Genomic DNA, 14,951 nt, shown 5'->3' on the forward strand with positions numbered 1-14,951 from the left:
CCGCCCCCAGGAAGCGCGGGCCTCTCTGCAGGCGCGCCCGTGCATAGCCGGGCCCACCTCCACCAGCCAGAGACGCCCGCCTTTTCCCTCCCCAAGTCATGGCACCACGGCTTGAGAGGCCCGGTCTTCCCCTGACTCGTTCATCAACACCCCCCCCACAGTCATGACCCGGCATCAGCCGTCTGGGCCTTCGCAGGCGCACCGCTCCCAGGCGGCAGGCCCACGGTCCCCTGGGAGCCTGTCTGTTCTTCCACGCTAGCCTCATTCCACGCTGGCATCTCTCCCTTGATCCCCGGTCGCCCTCCATTTCCAGGGGGAAATGGTCGCTGCTCTGCCATGCCCAGGCACAGCAACCATTCACGATCGGGAGGGAATCCCTTACAGCGGCCCTGGCCCACAGTCCGCACGCACGCTGGCAGTCCCCGAGTCCGATCTCCCCCCTTGCTCAGGGCTTCACCCTGGCACAGATCCGATCGCTGGTGCGCAATAGGCCCGGCCCCTGAGATCCCGTCAAGCGGACGTCTTCAGGACAGCCAGGACTGTCCCCCGGAGTACTCTCCTACTCGTAGCCAGCTTGTTGACTACGCCCGAGCTGTCCCTCTACTCTATCAGGCAAGCGTAAAGTGAACAATTGTCCACTTTTGCACAAGGGTTGACAACCGTCACCGTTATCAGGTACCATAGAAGCAACTGAGTGGACAAGTTTGCAGGCTGTGAACAATCGTCCTCGAAAGGAGCCGAGGCAGAGCGGCACTGCTCCACAGCCCACTTCGGAGCATGAAAGGCAAAAGGAGGTGTAGCAGCGCAGCAGCAGCAGCAGTATAAACAGTCATGAAGACTGTCGTAGCGGCAGTCATCCCCACGGCATCCTATTAGGCGCACCACGCCTGACATAGCACCCGCATGAGCACCACTCAGCCACGCGGCAGTCAGGACAACCCAGTAGGATAGGCCAGAGCAGCACAAAGGTCTCATCAAGTAGCGGCAAGCAAGTCTGTAGCAAAGAGCTGACTCCGGCAGGAGGTAACTTGCGATGGCAGATCTGCGTATCCTCGTCAGCTGTGGCACCGGCATCGCCACCTCAACTCTGGCCGCCGATAAGCTCAAGCGCCTGCTCAAGAGCCGCGGCCTTAGTGTCACAACCGTCTCATGCAAAGCCGCCGAAGTTGTTGGCAAAATCTCCACCTTCCGACCACATGCCATTGTCTCGACCACCCAGGTCGCTGTGAAAGTACCTGTCAAAGTTTTCAACGGCCTGCCGCTCATCAGCGGCGCAGGAGCCGAGCGGCTGGCCGACGAAATCGCTGCCTACCTCAAGACCCTCAATGTCACCTGAAAGCTTTTCAGCAACCTGAGAGGCCCCAGATTAGCTAGAGGCCCCAGTTACGTCAAGCGCTTCAGCGCCCAACTAACGCGCCCAACAGGCGGCCCGGCCACAATCCTCGACTGAGGCAACAGAACAGATAGACCGCATAAGAAGTATTCCGCGGAGGTTGTCTTTTTATCCTCAAGACAAGGAAAGAAGGAGGAGACAACGATGTCCACAGTCATGGCCGTGATCAACTACATCCTCAACCTTGGCCCCAGTGTCGTGATGCCCCTCATCATCTTCATCTTGTGCATGATCTTCCGCATGCCGCTTGGACGCTCCCTGCGGGCCGCCATCACCATCGGCGTTGGCTTCATCGCCATCAACCTCGTCATCGGCTTGCTGGTCAATACCCTGGGACCGGCCGCCCAGGCCATGGTCAACAACATCGGCATCCACCTCGACGTCATCGACGTCGGCTGGCCTGTCGCCGCCGCCATCTCCTTCGGCACCGTCTCCGTCGTCCCCTGGGTCTTCATCCTCGGCATCTTGCTCAACCTCCTCTTGATCGTCGTGCGCTTCGTCAAGACGCTCGACATCGACATGTGGAACTACTGGCACTTTATCTTTACCGCCGCCTTCGTCTACGTCATCACCCACAACCTCTTTATCGCTCTTGCCCTGGCCCTCCTCACCGAGCTGTTCATTCTCAAGCTGGCCGATCTCTCAGCCCCCATCGTTCAGGACTATTATGGTCTGCCCGGCATCTCCCTGCCACATACCGAAACTGTCGGCTGGTCGCCAATTGGCTGGGTGCTCAATAAGCTGCTGGACCGCATCCCGGGACTGAACAGGCTCCACGCCGACACCGGCACCATTCAGGAGCGCTTCGGCATCATCGGCGAGCCGATGATCGTCGGCCTGGTGCTTGGGCTGCTCATTGGTCTGCTGGCCTATTTCCCGGGCCTGAGCCATGACTTCGGCTCCTCCCTGGCTAAGATCCTGACTACTGGCATCACCCTTGGCGCCGTGATGCTGGTGCTGCCACGCATGGTGGCCATTCTCATGGAGGGCCTTATTCCCCTCTCCGAGGGCGCGCAGTCCTTCATCAGCCAGCGCTTCCCAGGCCGCGAACTCTACATCGGCCTGGATGCCGCCATCGTCATCGGCTTCGCCAACAATATGACCGTCGCCCTCATCATGGTCCCCATCACACTTCTGCTCGCCATCGCCCTGAGCTTCCTTGGCCTCAACCACCTGCTGCCCTTCACTGATCTGGCCGTGCTCCCCTTCCTGGTGATCTGGGCCAACACCTGGTCACGCGGCAACGTCATCCGTGGCGTCATCATCGCCACCATCTTTATGGCCGGTATCCTCTCGGTCGGTACTTTCCTGGCTCCCATGACAGTCGTGCTGGCGAAGGGGGCCCATTTCTCCATTCCCAAGGGGGCCATCTCTATCTCTAGCCTCGACTCGGGAGCCCACATCCTTCCTTTCGTGCTGGTCTTTTTCTTCGCGCTGCAAGAGGTGGGGTCCTACGGCCCGGTCTTTTTGATCTGGTCGGCGCTCTGGGTAGCTTTCACCGCGGCCTGCTATATCATCTACTTCCTCTATTGCCGCTCCCATGTGCCCGGCATCGATGATAAGGCGCTCTATATCCGAGAAGAGGAGACGCTGGTTGAACCTCAGCCGGAACTGGAGGGTACCGGTGGCCAGGCCATTGCCGGCCAGAGCCAGTAGCCAGCCACATTATGAGCGGACAAGAGTAAGTCTAACTGATCGGTCAGGTGAACAACAGTGTGCAACAGACGCCAATACCTGCAGCAAACGTCAACAAGCAGCTCGCTACCGGGCTGTGATCCAAAGCAGGTAAAAGGCCGCGTCTGTAGGGATTCCCCCTCGCGCTGGAGGGCAGCACGGCGTCAGGGCTCTCGAGCGCCTTGCCCCGCTGCCTCTCCAGCAGCGGGGCAGCGCGCCAGGGTATTGTTGGGCCGCTAGCAGCGGCAAGCCATAACCTGCGTCTTCCAGTGGACTGACACATCTTTGATGTTAGGCAAGACTGCTACCAGTCTTGGCTTGGCAGCACCGAGGATCGCCGTAAGGCCGTCAGACTGTCGTCTGTCAGTTTGCTCCTATCACTTGCCGACAGCGGTCGGAAGAGGGCCCCGCCCAGCGGTTCCAGCCTGGCAACCCTCAGAGTGGATAGCCTCCCCAGGTGGGATCAAGAAGGACCAGGGAGAGAGGAGCAGATGAGAACACACTCTTCCCGCTATAGCCAGGAAGAGATTATCCGCTGCGCCTGGCTGTACTATCAGCAGGATTACAACCAGGAAGAGATCGCACGCCGTCTTGGTATGAGCCGCGCACGCGTGGTGAGATTGCTGAAAGAAGCCAGAACACGTGGCTTGGTACAGATCAGGATCAATGCCGCAGTGGATCTCTTCGAACGAGAAGAAGCCGTACAGCAGCGCTATCATGCTTGTCAGCTACGGCGCGTACGGCTGGTGCCCACAGTGACCGATGAAGATGAGCAGCGGCGCCTGGTGGCTCACGAATTGCCCTCACTACTTACACTCGGCTACGGCGATATTATCGCTGTCTCCTGGGGGCGCACGCTGAGCTACGCTCTTGACCTGTTGCCGGCTCAGCCAGCGCTGCGCCTCACCGTGGTCTCGGCTTTGGGCGGTATCCAGGGCGGGACACATACGGCCAATCCCTATGACGTTGCCTTTCGTCTGGGTCAGCGTCTCCACGCCAGAGCCGTCTACACTTTGCAGGCTCCGGCCCTCGTGCGCGATCCGGAAACCGCTGCGCTCCTCCTGCGTGAGGAGAGCCTGCAGGAGACTCTCGCTCTGGCGGCACGGGCCCAGGTTGCTCTTTTCAGCGGCGGCGATCTGAGTGACTCTTCCACACTGGAGCGCCTCAATGCGATCAGCCGCGAAGAACGCCTCTGGCTGCGGGCCAAAGGGGCTGTGGGCGATCTGCTCTGTCATTTCCTGGATCGCCAGGGGAGGGTTATCGACCTGGAAGGTCGCTTGACGACCGTCGCTCTGCCCTTGCTGGCCCTTAAGGCCATCCCTGAACGCATCTGTTTAGCCGCCGGAGGCGCTAAACAGGAAATTGTTTTGGCAATGCTGCGCGGCGGCTTCATCACCACTTTGATCACCGATGAAGCGACAGCCGATTACCTGCTTAGCCAGGAGCCAGGCGCAGCCTCGTTTGAGCAGCGCTGCTAGCCTGGTATCCAAATGCATACTGTGGTGATGAGTAACAAAAGGAGGAGGAAAGTACCCCATGCCTCTACTGATGGAGCTAAGAAATGAGGTTGCAAGGTATGCAAAAAAGATGTACACCAGTCGCCTGGTGCGCGCCACTCAGGGGAATCTGAGCGCGCGCGATGTTGCCAGCGGCCTGATCTGTATCACACCCAGTGGCACCGACTATGAGACCCTGAGCGCTGAAGATATCGTTGTTGTCGACGAAACAGGCCAGGTCGTTGAGGGACGCTGGCAGCCATCGATCGAGACGCCGCTCCATACACTGATTTTGCAGCAACGTCGCGACATCCATTGCGTGATGCATACCCATTCTCCCTACGCCACTATCTCTGGCGTCCTGTATGAGCCGATTGCTATGGTGCTGGCTGAGTCGGCTCTCTGTCTAGGCGGCGAGGTTCCCATCGCACCCTATCAGCGCTCGGGCAGCCGAGAGTTTGCGGAACTGGTGGCCAAGACACTGGGCCATCATATGGCGGTCATCTGGGGCAATCATGGGGCGATGGTTGTGGGACCAGATCTGCCACGGACTTTCTCTATCGCCCACGCTCTGGAGGATAGTGCTCAAATCTACTTCCTCGCCAGGCTTCTGGGAACGCCCCATTTGTTGCCTCCCGAGGAGGTCGAACAGCTCCACCGCTTCTGGCTTGCTGAATATCGACAAAAGCCTATTGAGCAACATGCCTGAAGTGTCTGCCTCTTGATGACTAGCCTGGAAGGGAAAGGTGTAGCTACGATGAAAGCGATTCTCTTTTACAGGCCCGGCGAGGCTCGCCTGGAAGAGATTCCTACGCCGCAGCCAGGCCGTGGTGAGCTGTTGGTCAAGATCGGCACCGCTTTGACCTGCGGCACTGATCTGAAGACCTATCGCCGTGGTCATCCTACCATGCTGAAGAATAAGCAGTTGCCGGTTCCTTTCGGCCATGAATTCGCCGGTACTGTTGTTGCAGTCGGTGCGGATGTCGAGACCTTCTCTCCGGGACAACGCGTTGTCGCAGTCAACAGCGCCCCCTGCGGCTCCTGCTACTACTGTCTTATTCACCGTGAAAGCTTATGCGAGAACCTTGAATTCTTGAACGGTGCCTATGCAGAGTACATCGTCATTCCTGAGCGCATTGTCCGTAAGAACACCTATCTTATTCCCGATGAGCTGAGTTTCGGCGAAGCTGCCCTGCTGGAGCCTCTGGCCTGTGCTGTCCACGGGGTAGAAGAGATCAATGTACAGCTCGGAGACACAGTCGTAGTGAATGGAGCTGGCCCTATCGGGCTAATGTTTGTCAATATAGCCACATTACGGGGGGCACGGGTGATCTCTTGTGATCTCAGCGAAGAGCGCCTGGCGGCAGCGCGCTATTTCGGCGCTGTAGCAACGATCAATGCCGCCCAGGTAGCGGATCAGGTGGCTGCAGTCCGTGCCTTAACTCCGGGGGGACGCGGCGCCGATATTGCTATCGAGGCCGTGGGGCAGCCGGCTGTCTGGGAGAAGACCATCGCTATGGTCCGCAAAGGCGGTCAGGCCCTGCTCTTCGGAGGGGCCAGCGAGGGCACCAGCATCACTGTCGATACGGTTCAGCTCCACTACAGTGAGTTGACCATTAAGGGGGTCTTTCATCATACACCACGCCATGTGCGCCTGGCTTTCGATCTCATTTGTAGCGGTCAGGTGCGCGCTCGCGACTATATCTCTGCCAATAAGCCGCTGACCGAGACCATCGAGGCCCTTGAGCTGATCGGTCAGCAGCACGGGATTAAGTACGCTATTGTTCCGCCAGAAGGGACACCGGCCCCTCTGGGAGCATTAGCTCTCTCTTCTAGTTGAGGCATCAGTTACCTACCATGCTCCTTTTCCTGCGACGCCGCTCAGCCCCAGGGCCTATTTGACAGGGGCAGAGATCTCAACTGTACGCAAGGGAAGCCGCTGGCGTTCCCGGCGGCTCTCCCTCGGGGAAACGCGGCGGGCGTTTGCTTCACTCTGCGACGCAGAGCATGTCTCTGGCTGACTAGCTGCCGGCCTGGGCGGCACCGCCGCCCCTCGTCAGGTCAGTCAGGAAAGAAAGGAGGGTCAATGATGATCGGCCTTCTCGTCGACTATTTGATGGGGCCGCTGGGGCGCGCCCTGGAAAGTGCCTATTTGACGCACTCTCTGCCGATCGGCCTGCTTTTGCTGGCCTGGATGGGCGTGATCTGTTGGGGCTTGCATGGGGTCATCGGCTTGCGTCAGCAGCTACGACGCTGGGTGCTGGAGTTAGTGCCGGCCTACGATCTTACCCAGCCGGAGACACCACGGCAACTGTTGCAGGCTCTAGAGCCACGCTGGCAAGCGGCGGCGGCTCGCGTGCGCTTTATGCCGACCCGCCACGGTCTCTGGATACGGCGGGCCACTCCCGAGGCCCTGCGCGCTGAAGTGGGCTTTACCACCGAGGGCCTGACGCGTCTGCTGGCGCGGCTCACACCTCAGTCGCCCGCAGGCCCAGGCCTGCCGCGACAACAGACGCGCCGGCTCCGGCCCTCCAGCGCCGCCAGTCGTTCTCAGCGCTGAGGACGGCTACGACGCTCCTCGACCACTCCTGGCAGAGTGGAGCACGGCTCACAGGGAAAGAAAGGAAATGATCTACTAAGCTGGATAAGGGCATCTTTTCAACTATGGAACCAATCGAGCTAGAGCTGACGCTCAACGGCATCACGATGCCGGTCCTGGTGCTGTGGGATCTGCCAGTGACCACTAAAGATGAGTTGTTCACTCGCGTGCATGAGGAGCTGCTGCGGCGTGACCAGGTGCGCCCGAGCTATCTGAATGGGGTCAAAGAGCGTGAACAGCGCTATCCGACAGGATTGGACTTCGGCGCTTTCGCCGTGGCCCTGCCCCACGTCGACTTTGAGCATGTGCTGCGTCCAGCGCTAGTGGTGGCTTTACTGCGCGAGGCCCTGCCCTTCCAGGCTATGGATGACCCCACACGCCAACACCTTTGTCGGTTGGCCATTTTCCCCGTCCTGACGTCGGGCGAGGCCCAGCTTGCTTTTCTCCAGGCCGTAACCTGCGCGCTGCAACAGCCCGGTTTCTATGAGCGCTTCATTGCCCTGCAAACACCCCAGGAGATCAGCGTCTGCTTGCAAGAGATGCTGCAGATCGCCGTGAACGAGGATTAGCGAGAAGACCGGGCCTGCTGGCGGCAGGCAGACAGGCAGGCCAGCGCTCCTGCTCTGGCAGGCCCTGTCTTCCTGCCCCCCCGCCTTCTTCCTCCTCTCACTTCACCAACCCTGACGCTTCTTGACCAGGGAAAATGGCTTCATAGCGAAGAATCTCTCATAGCCTCTGAGGAATGTTCCCATGATCTAGCCCCGTGTGAAAGGAAGAGAGCGGCCTTCCATCCCTTTGGCTGCCATGCTGCGCACCGCCCGCCTATTGACAGCCGCCCTTGAGCATGGTACATTGAATATGTGTGCATTATTGAATATTTGTGCAACACAGCAGGAGACCCAGCTATGCCTGAAGCGCTTCCCGCCCTCTCCCCTGAGCAGATGCGCAGCCTGCTGCAAACCATGTACCGCATCCGCGCCTTCGAAGAAAAGGTCGATGAACTCTTCATGCGCGGCGAAGTGCACGGCACTACTCATCTCTCCATCGGAGAAGAGGCTACCGCCGCCGCGGCTTTACAGGCCCTGCGGCCCGATGACTATATTACCAGCACCCATCGTGGTCACGGTCACTGCATCAGCAAAGGGGCCGATCTCAAGCTGATGATGGCCGAGCTGCTCGGCAAAGAGACCGGCTACTGCCGCGGACGCGGCGGTTCCATGCACATTGCCGATGTGGCCTCTGGCAACCTCGGCGCCAATGGCGTTGTTGGCGGCGGCATTCCCATCGCCACAGGGGTTGGTCTCAGCATCAAGATGCAGGGCCTTGATCGCGTCTGCCTCTGTTTCTTCGGAGACGGCGCCGCCAACGAGGGCACCTTTCATGAGTCGCTCAACCTGGCCGCCATCTGGGACCTGCCCGTGATCTTTCTCTGCGAGAATAACCAGTACGGCATGTCGATGTCCGTGCGGCGCGCTATGCGTTGCGAGACCATCGCTCAGCGATCTATAGCCTACGGCATCCCTGGCGAGCGCGTCGATGGCAACGATGTCTTTGCCGTCTACGAGGCTGTCTCCCGTGCCGCCGCCCGCGCTCGCGCCGGCCAGGGTCCCACCTTGATCGAAGCTGTGACCTACCGCTACAAGGGCCATTCCAAGAGCGACCAGAATCGCTACCGCACCCGCGAAGAGATCCGCGCCTGGCAAGAGCGCGATCCGATCAAGCGACTAGCCGCCTATCTGCGCGAGCACGGTCTGATGACGCCAGAGGAGATCGAGCGCGAGGAGGCCGCTGCCTACCAGGCCATTGAAGAGGCCTATCAGTTCGCCCTGGCCAGCCCTGAACCCGACCCTGACTCCCTGTTGGAAGGAGTGTACGCATGAGCGGTCCTTCGTCTCTCTCGACAACCGTCGCCAGCGGCTCAGCTCAGCCAATTGAGAGCAGCCAGGCCCCAGTACAGGAGATGACCTACGCCGAGGCCATTCGCGAAGCTCTGCGCGAGGAGATGCGCCGCGACCCGCGCGTCTTCCTCATGGGGGAAGATATCGGCATCTACGGCGGAGCTTTCGGCGTGACCTATGGCCTCATCGAGGAATTCGGCGAGGAGCGCGTACGCGATACGCCAATCTCAGAGGCGGCTCTGGCCGGCTGCGCCATCGGTGCCGCCCTCACCGGCATGCGCCCAGTGGCCGAATTCCAGTTTAGTGACTTTATGGCCCTTGGCATGGACCAGATTGTGAATCAGGGGGCCAAGCTGCGCTTTATGTTCGGCGGCAAGGCTCAGGTTCCCGTGGTTTTCCGCGCTCCCCTCGGCTCCGGCACCGGCGCGGCGGCCCAGCACTCACAGAGCCTGGAAGCCTGGTTCGCCCACGTGCCCGGCCTGAAAGTGGTCCTCCCTTCAACGCCTGCCGATGCTAAGGGGTTGCTCCTCTCGGCTATCCGCGACCCCAATCCGGTGATTTTCCTTGAACATAAGCTGCTCTACCGCCACAAGGGGCCGGTCCCCCGCGGAGATTGGACGGTCCCTATCGGTCAGGCCGAGGTGAAGCGCCCCGGCACGGACCTGACAATCATTGCCCTCTCCATTATGGTGCCACGCGCTCTGGCCGCGGCGGCTCGCCTGGCCGAGGAGGGCATTGAGGCCGAGGTGATCGATCCACGCTCTCTGCGCCCGCTTGATGAGGAGACCCTGATCGCTTCGGCCCGTAAGACCGGGCGCGTCTTGATCGTTCATGAGGCCGTGCTGACCGGGGGCTTCGGGGGTGAGATCGCTGCTCGCATTGCAGCAAGCGAGGCTTTCTACTATCTGGACGCTCCTATTCTGCGCCTGGGCGGTGCCGAGACCCCGATTCCTTACAACCGCACCCTGGAACGGCGCGCCACCCCCCAGGAAGAGGACATCTATCAGGCCGCCAGGCGTTTGCTGCAGCGGAGGCCACTGTGAGCCGACTCGCTTGTTCACAGACGCTCAGGCCTATCCTTGATCTCTTCACTCAAGATATGGCAGAGGTGACGGCGCCATGCAGAGGCAGCACGAGCAACGTACGCTGACAATGCCCAAGCTGGGCATGACGATGAACGAAGGCACCGTAGTGCGTTGGCTGCTCAGCGAGGGAGCGCGCTTCGAGAAGGGGGAGCCGCTTGTCGAGGTGATGACCGACAAGGTCAATCTGGAGGTCGAGGCCCCCTGCACGGGCCAACTCTTGCAGATCCTGGCCAGCGAGGGGGAGACACTGGAGGTCGGTGCCCCCCTGGCCATCCTGCTGGCTGAGGGCCGCGACCCAGCCGCCAGGGCTGCCGCCGCCAGCGCTGCGGCTATGTCCGCCTCCTCCCCTGCTCAGGCAGCCGGCACCGCTGGCGCTTCTCCCTCTCTCCCGGTCCCGCCAGCACCCAGCGAGCGCAAGTACGAGGAGAAGCGCATCGCCAGTACGCCCGCCGCCAAACGCGAGGCGGCCCTGCACGGCGTGGAGCTGCAGGCTGTGGCCGAGGCCGGCTTTGCCTTGCCCCTGACGCGCGCCGATGTGCTGGCCTTCGTAGCTGCCCAGAGCGGCCAGCAGCCAGGTCCAGCAGTGCGGGCCACGCCACTAGCGCGCAAGATGGCTCACGAGCATCAGCTAGATCTGGCAGCGCTCGCCAAGCAAAAAGGCGGAGAGAAAGTCACGCGCGTCGACGTAGAAATGGCCCTCATCACGCGTCAGCGTCAGGAGAGTCGAACAGCTACCCCAGTCGACGGTGCTGCCTCCGTCGCTCCTGCTCGATCACAGGCCACCGCAGCGCCCACGCCTGTGGTCCCCTCAGCAGAGAAGGCAGAGACCGAAGCCGAGGACCTCCCGCTCTCGCCGGCGCGGCGCCTGATTGGGCAGCGCATGCTGACCAGTGTTACCACCATTCCGCATATCTATCTCGACCTGGAGATCGACATGAGCGAAGCTGAGCGCTGCCGTCGCCATCTGGCGGCCAGCCTGGCAGCTCAAGGCGAGGAAGCTCCCTCGCTGACAGCCATCATCATCCGTGCGGTGGCCGCTGCGCTGCGGGCCTGCCCCGAGGTCAACGCCACGCTCGACGACAGCCGTGGGCCAGGCAAGGAGGTCATTCGCCGCTGGCGCGCCGTCCATATCGGCGTAGCCGTCGACACTGGTCAGTCCCTGCTGACGCCAGTCATTCGCCATGCCGATCGCCAGACCTTAGCCGAATTGGCGCGCAACCTGCGCCGTCTTGTCGAGGGAGCTCGCGCCGGCAAGCTCTCCCCCGATGACCTCACCGGGGCCACCTTCACAGTCTCCAACCTGGGCATGTATGGTATTGATACCTTCCACGCTATCATTCCCCCAGGACAGAGCGCCATTCTCGCCGTCGGCAAGGTGACCCGTCGCAGCGTGGTCATCGAAGCGAGCGAGACCAGCCCGACAGAGCAGGCGCCTCGCCTGGAGATCCGTCCCATCATGAAGGTCTCGCTCTCCGCCGATCACCGCGTGCTGGATGGCGCTGCCGGCAGTCGCTTCCTGCAGCGCTGCAAGCTGCTGCTTGAAAATCCCTATTTACTGCTCTAAGTGAGGAGCAGCCGCGTCACTCAGAGCGGCGGCCAGGGTCGCCATCTTCCCCGTCCAGCGAGAGAAGTGGCAGTCATTGCCGGGCTGCTATCCGCCGGCGAGCAGGCCAGGCGGCCTGCAGCGGCTGCTGTCGTGGCGCCCGCGCGCTGCTCCGGCCCTGAGAGAAGAGAGGCGACAGATCGCCCCAGAGATGGTACACTGTCCTCTGGAGCATCGTGCTCCACACCGATTGAAGGAGACAGGTGCATGCAGCAAGCAAAAACGATTGTGCGCAATGAGGTTGGCCTGCACGCTCGCCCTGCGGCTCAATTCGTCAGGCTGGCCAATCAGTTCAAGAGCAAAATCACCATCAGCAGCAAAGGGAAAAGCGTGAATGCCAAGAGCCTCGTCTTGATTCTGACGCTGGCTGTGGGGAAGAACACTGAGGTTGAAATCACGGCGGAAGGCGAAGATGAGCAGCAGGCTGTCGCGGCTCTGGTCGATCTGATCGAGCGTGACTTCGCCGAGGAGGCGCTGCCCCCCTCCGCTTCTTCATAAGGGGGAGAGAAAACGGCCTTACTTGGAGTGAGCAGCTCAGAGGAGAGGTGCAGGTGAGCTGCGCGGGGGACGGCAAGCCGAGCCGGGCCAGCGCGCACGGTGAGAGCCTTGTCCCCCGCCTCATCTGCTCTTGCTACTGTCGGTTGGTGATGGTTGGATGGATAGCGCTAGCCACGAGGCTAGCCGGGGAGCTGAGCCAGTTCCTGGCTGGAGGCCAGTTGAAGCAAGGCCCGGGCGCCAGGCTCATCGGTGATCAGAACCTTTACAACTCCAGTGCGCAGCGCACCAAGCATGGCCTCTTTCTTGGCTACGCCCGCCGCAACAGCGATCACCAGCGGCACTTTGCGCAACGTCTCAAACGAGACCGTCACTGTGCGACAGAGCAGCTCGTGAGCGCAGAGGCGGCCCTCAATATCAAAGTAACAGCCACAGATATCGCCCACAGCTCCCTGACTGCGGATTACCTGTAGTTCCTCCTCATCCAGATAGCCGGCGCGGAAGAGACCAGAAGCCTCCGGGCGTGCGCCTCCAATGCCTACCAGCGCCATGTCCATCTGCTCCATCATCTGGAACGAGCGACGTAGGCTGCGCTCTTTGAGCAGACCCTCACGGACACTGGCATCAGCCACCAGTAAGGGCGCATGCAGGTAGTAGCAGCGCCCGCCATAGGCATCCGCCAGGCGCCGTGCGATCTCCGGCCCATCAATATCGGGCCGGCTGGAGGTGTCAACGCTGCCCATAAGCTGCACCACATTGAGCGGTAGACGCCGCCGCGGGCGCAGCGCCTTGAGCATCTCCAGCATCGAGGTCCCCCATGAGATGCCAACCGTGCGAATGGGCCGCTTTCCTTCCGCGTGCGATTCCTGAATGCGCCGGTCAACATAGCGCGCCGCCAGGGCCCCGACGCGATCCAGCGCTACCCCTTCAGCCTCCGCGGTCTCCAATACCTGCGCGTCCTGCAGGCCAAAACGCGCGATTAGCTCCTCCTGCAGAGCGGCAGAGGTACGGAGCACCTGATGGACGTGAATGTCGACTAGACCCAGCTCCCGTGAGCGGCTCAGCAGGCGGGAAACGCCGGAGCGCGAGATGCCTATCATTCTGGCAATCTGCTCCTGCGTGTAGTTTTCTTCGTAATAGAGGCTGGCCACCTCGGTCAGGAGATAAATGTCATCACTTTCCTGAGTCATACTGTTGTGCCCTTTCCCTGAGCAACAATGATCGTTCGCACGCCCGTTTCGGCACAAACGCCGATCTTTGCACCAACGTGCAACCTTGAAAGGTATTGTAAAAGCCAGATCCTCCCCTTGTCAACAGCGTCAGCCTCTGCCGCAGCCACCAGGCCGCGCAGACAAGGCCCGCGCCTGACCGCTCTGCCGCAGATAGCTCTCATCTCTGTTGTTGTGCCTGGCGTCGCTTCCTGCAGGGGCTTCGCTTCCTCTCTTCAGACGCCATCGTGGTCGCGCTCGATCACCAGTAGACCACCAGCGCACTCCTCGCACCAGTACCGTCCCTGGTATTGGCCCCAGCGCTTCAGGCAGCGCCGGCCCAGCTCATCGAGGGCAGTTGGTGAGAAGGTCTGGCGATGGCCATAGACCGGCTCAGGCTGCTCTTCATAAGGGACGGCAATGATCAGGCGCCGTCGCGCCACCATCAGCAGATGGCTTAAGACCTGCTCACCCTCCTCCGGGTCGAAGTGTTCGAGGACGTGCAAAGCCACGACCGTGTCAAATTGACCAAGGGCTATGATCTGCTCAGCGCGACACAGGTCAGCCTGCACAAAGCGAATCTGCCGCCAGCCGCGCTCTGCAGCAAGCTGCTGCGCGATGAGAAAGGCGTCGGGGCGCAGGTCCAGACCCACGATCTCCTTTAGCCCAGGGCAGGCCTCGGCCAAAAGTAGGGGGAGGAAGCCAAAAGAGCAGCCAGCATCAAGCAGGCGCCCCGTAGCCCCAGCAGGCTCTTGCTGCAGCAGGAGCCTGACACGACGGTAGAGGCTGGCAAAGATGGTAATCGGGGAGTCGGGGCAAGGCGATGTCTGGGAATGAGCAGCGTGATCAGCCTGCAGGAGAGAGCGGTAGCGCTGCAGCGTGTTCTCACCATAGCGCCGCCAGGCCCTGGCCGGGTCATGTGGGTCAGAGGAGCCGATGACCCCGGCAAAAAGGCGCCCCAGATCGTCAGGGCCTGCCAGCCAGCCCGCCGGTCGCAGCTCGTTCAGGAAACAAGCCCCCAGATCGGCATCTAGCTCCCGAGGAGCGAAAAAATGCACCAGCAGGCGCCTCGGCTCCTGGTCACGCTCCGCCAGGAGAAAGTGAGCTGTCTGCCATAACCGGTAGCCGCCCGCTTGCAGGCGTTCGGCAAGAACCTCCCGCCGAGTGCGATGGCCATCTATGACGATGAGATCTTCGACGCGTAAGGCCCGCTCGCGCACTGGAACCCGCAGACGGCGTCGCTGCCCGCCGACCGCTCGTGGCTCTTCCACCTCGGCGCCTCCTTTCCTCACCTGTTCCAAAGGATAGCCCCTTGTTATTATAGCACTGCCTCCTCTGCCTGGCTCGCCTTTGTTGCTTCCTCCTCATTCTCAGACACCGGCAGGCGGCACCAGCCCACCCCTCCCTTGCGCAGCCAGACAACCGGTGCTATGCTGAGACTGATCGCATATGAGGCACACCGTCCTACCAGGAGCTGTACCAACAGCAGATACAGCAGAG

At 61.1% G+C, this 14,951-nt stretch carries 13 protein-coding genes; 11 read left to right on the forward strand and 2 right to left on the reverse strand.

What is annotated here, in order from left to right; all coding sequences use genetic code 11:
* Nucleotides 1–1,033 precede the first annotated feature (1,033 nt).
* The 11 genes from IRZ24_RS02745 to IRZ24_RS02795 all read left to right on the forward strand — a co-directional run bounded on the left by IRZ24_RS02745 (nt 1,034) and on the right by IRZ24_RS02795 (nt 12,246).
* Nucleotides 1,034–1,336: a PTS sugar transporter subunit IIB gene (locus IRZ24_RS02745; protein ID WP_297160306.1), complete on the forward strand. Its 303-nt coding sequence runs from the start codon at nt 1,034–1,036 to the stop codon at nt 1,334–1,336.
* Nucleotides 1,337–1,537: 201 nt separating this feature from the next.
* On the forward strand, nt 1,538–3,049 hold the full coding sequence (locus IRZ24_RS02750; RefSeq protein ID WP_297160308.1) for a PTS transporter subunit IIC: 1,512 nt from the start codon (nt 1,538–1,540) through the stop codon (nt 3,047–3,049).
* A 509-nt stretch (nt 3,050–3,558) separates the two neighbouring features.
* Nucleotides 3,559–4,545 carry a sugar-binding transcriptional regulator gene (locus IRZ24_RS02755; protein ID WP_297160310.1) on the forward strand — a complete coding sequence of 329 codons (987 nt, stop codon included), beginning with the start codon at nt 3,559–3,561 and terminating at the stop codon, nt 4,543–4,545.
* Between the two features lie 70 nt (nt 4,546–4,615).
* Entirely contained in the window at nt 4,616–5,272 is a 657-nt protein-coding gene (locus IRZ24_RS02760) for a class II aldolase/adducin family protein (RefSeq protein WP_297160347.1), read from the forward strand.
* A gap of 48 nt (nt 5,273–5,320) precedes the next feature.
* Nucleotides 5,321–6,403 carry a zinc-binding dehydrogenase gene (locus tag IRZ24_RS02765; protein ID WP_297160312.1) on the forward strand — a complete coding sequence of 361 codons (1,083 nt, stop codon included), beginning with the start codon at nt 5,321–5,323 and terminating at the stop codon, nt 6,401–6,403.
* A gap of 246 nt (nt 6,404–6,649) precedes the next feature.
* The gene (locus IRZ24_RS02770; protein WP_297160314.1) at nt 6,650–7,123 is read left to right on the forward strand and encodes a hypothetical protein; all 474 of its coding nucleotides are present in this window, start codon (nt 6,650–6,652) and stop codon (nt 7,121–7,123) included.
* 104 nt (nt 7,124–7,227) lie between these two features.
* On the forward strand, nt 7,228–7,731 hold the full coding sequence (locus IRZ24_RS02775; protein WP_297160315.1) for a PTS sugar transporter subunit IIA: 504 nt from the start codon (nt 7,228–7,230) through the stop codon (nt 7,729–7,731).
* A gap of 336 nt (nt 7,732–8,067) precedes the next feature.
* Nucleotides 8,068–9,042, forward strand: coding sequence for a thiamine pyrophosphate-dependent dehydrogenase E1 component subunit alpha (locus tag IRZ24_RS02780; RefSeq protein ID WP_297160316.1), 975 nt, complete (start codon nt 8,068–8,070; stop codon nt 9,040–9,042).
* Nucleotides 9,043–9,122: 80 nt separating this feature from the next.
* Nucleotides 9,123–10,103 (forward strand): alpha-ketoacid dehydrogenase subunit beta, encoded by a 981-nt coding sequence (locus tag IRZ24_RS02785; protein ID WP_366914221.1) that lies wholly within the window; start codon nt 9,123–9,125, stop codon nt 10,101–10,103.
* Nucleotides 10,104–10,179: 76 nt separating this feature from the next.
* Nucleotides 10,180–11,709, forward strand: a complete 1,530-nt coding sequence (locus IRZ24_RS02790; RefSeq protein WP_297160320.1) for a dihydrolipoamide acetyltransferase family protein — start codon at nt 10,180–10,182, stop codon at nt 11,707–11,709.
* Nucleotides 11,710–11,955: 246 nt separating this feature from the next.
* Nucleotides 11,956–12,246, forward strand: a complete 291-nt coding sequence (locus IRZ24_RS02795) for an HPr family phosphocarrier protein (RefSeq protein ID WP_297160322.1) — start codon at nt 11,956–11,958, stop codon at nt 12,244–12,246.
* A 179-nt stretch (nt 12,247–12,425) separates the two neighbouring features.
* On the opposite strand, the gene IRZ24_RS02800 is transcribed toward IRZ24_RS02795, so the two are convergent.
* Together IRZ24_RS02800 and IRZ24_RS02805 are read right to left on the reverse strand one after the other, a co-directional pair.
* The gene (locus IRZ24_RS02800; RefSeq protein WP_297160324.1) at nt 12,426–13,433 is read right to left on the reverse strand and encodes a sugar-binding transcriptional regulator; all 1,008 of its coding nucleotides are present in this window, start codon (nt 13,431–13,433) and stop codon (nt 12,426–12,428) included.
* Nucleotides 13,434–13,687: 254 nt separating this feature from the next.
* Nucleotides 13,688–14,722: a class I SAM-dependent methyltransferase gene (locus tag IRZ24_RS02805; RefSeq protein WP_297160326.1), complete on the reverse strand. Its 1,035-nt coding sequence runs from the start codon at nt 14,720–14,722 to the stop codon at nt 13,688–13,690.
* Between the last annotated feature and the right edge of the window lie 229 nt (nt 14,723–14,951).

The sequence above is a fragment of the Thermogemmatispora sp. genome (assembly GCF_019683755.1).
In the GTDB taxonomy this organism is placed as follows: domain Bacteria; phylum Chloroflexota; class Ktedonobacteria; order Ktedonobacterales; family Ktedonobacteraceae; genus Thermogemmatispora.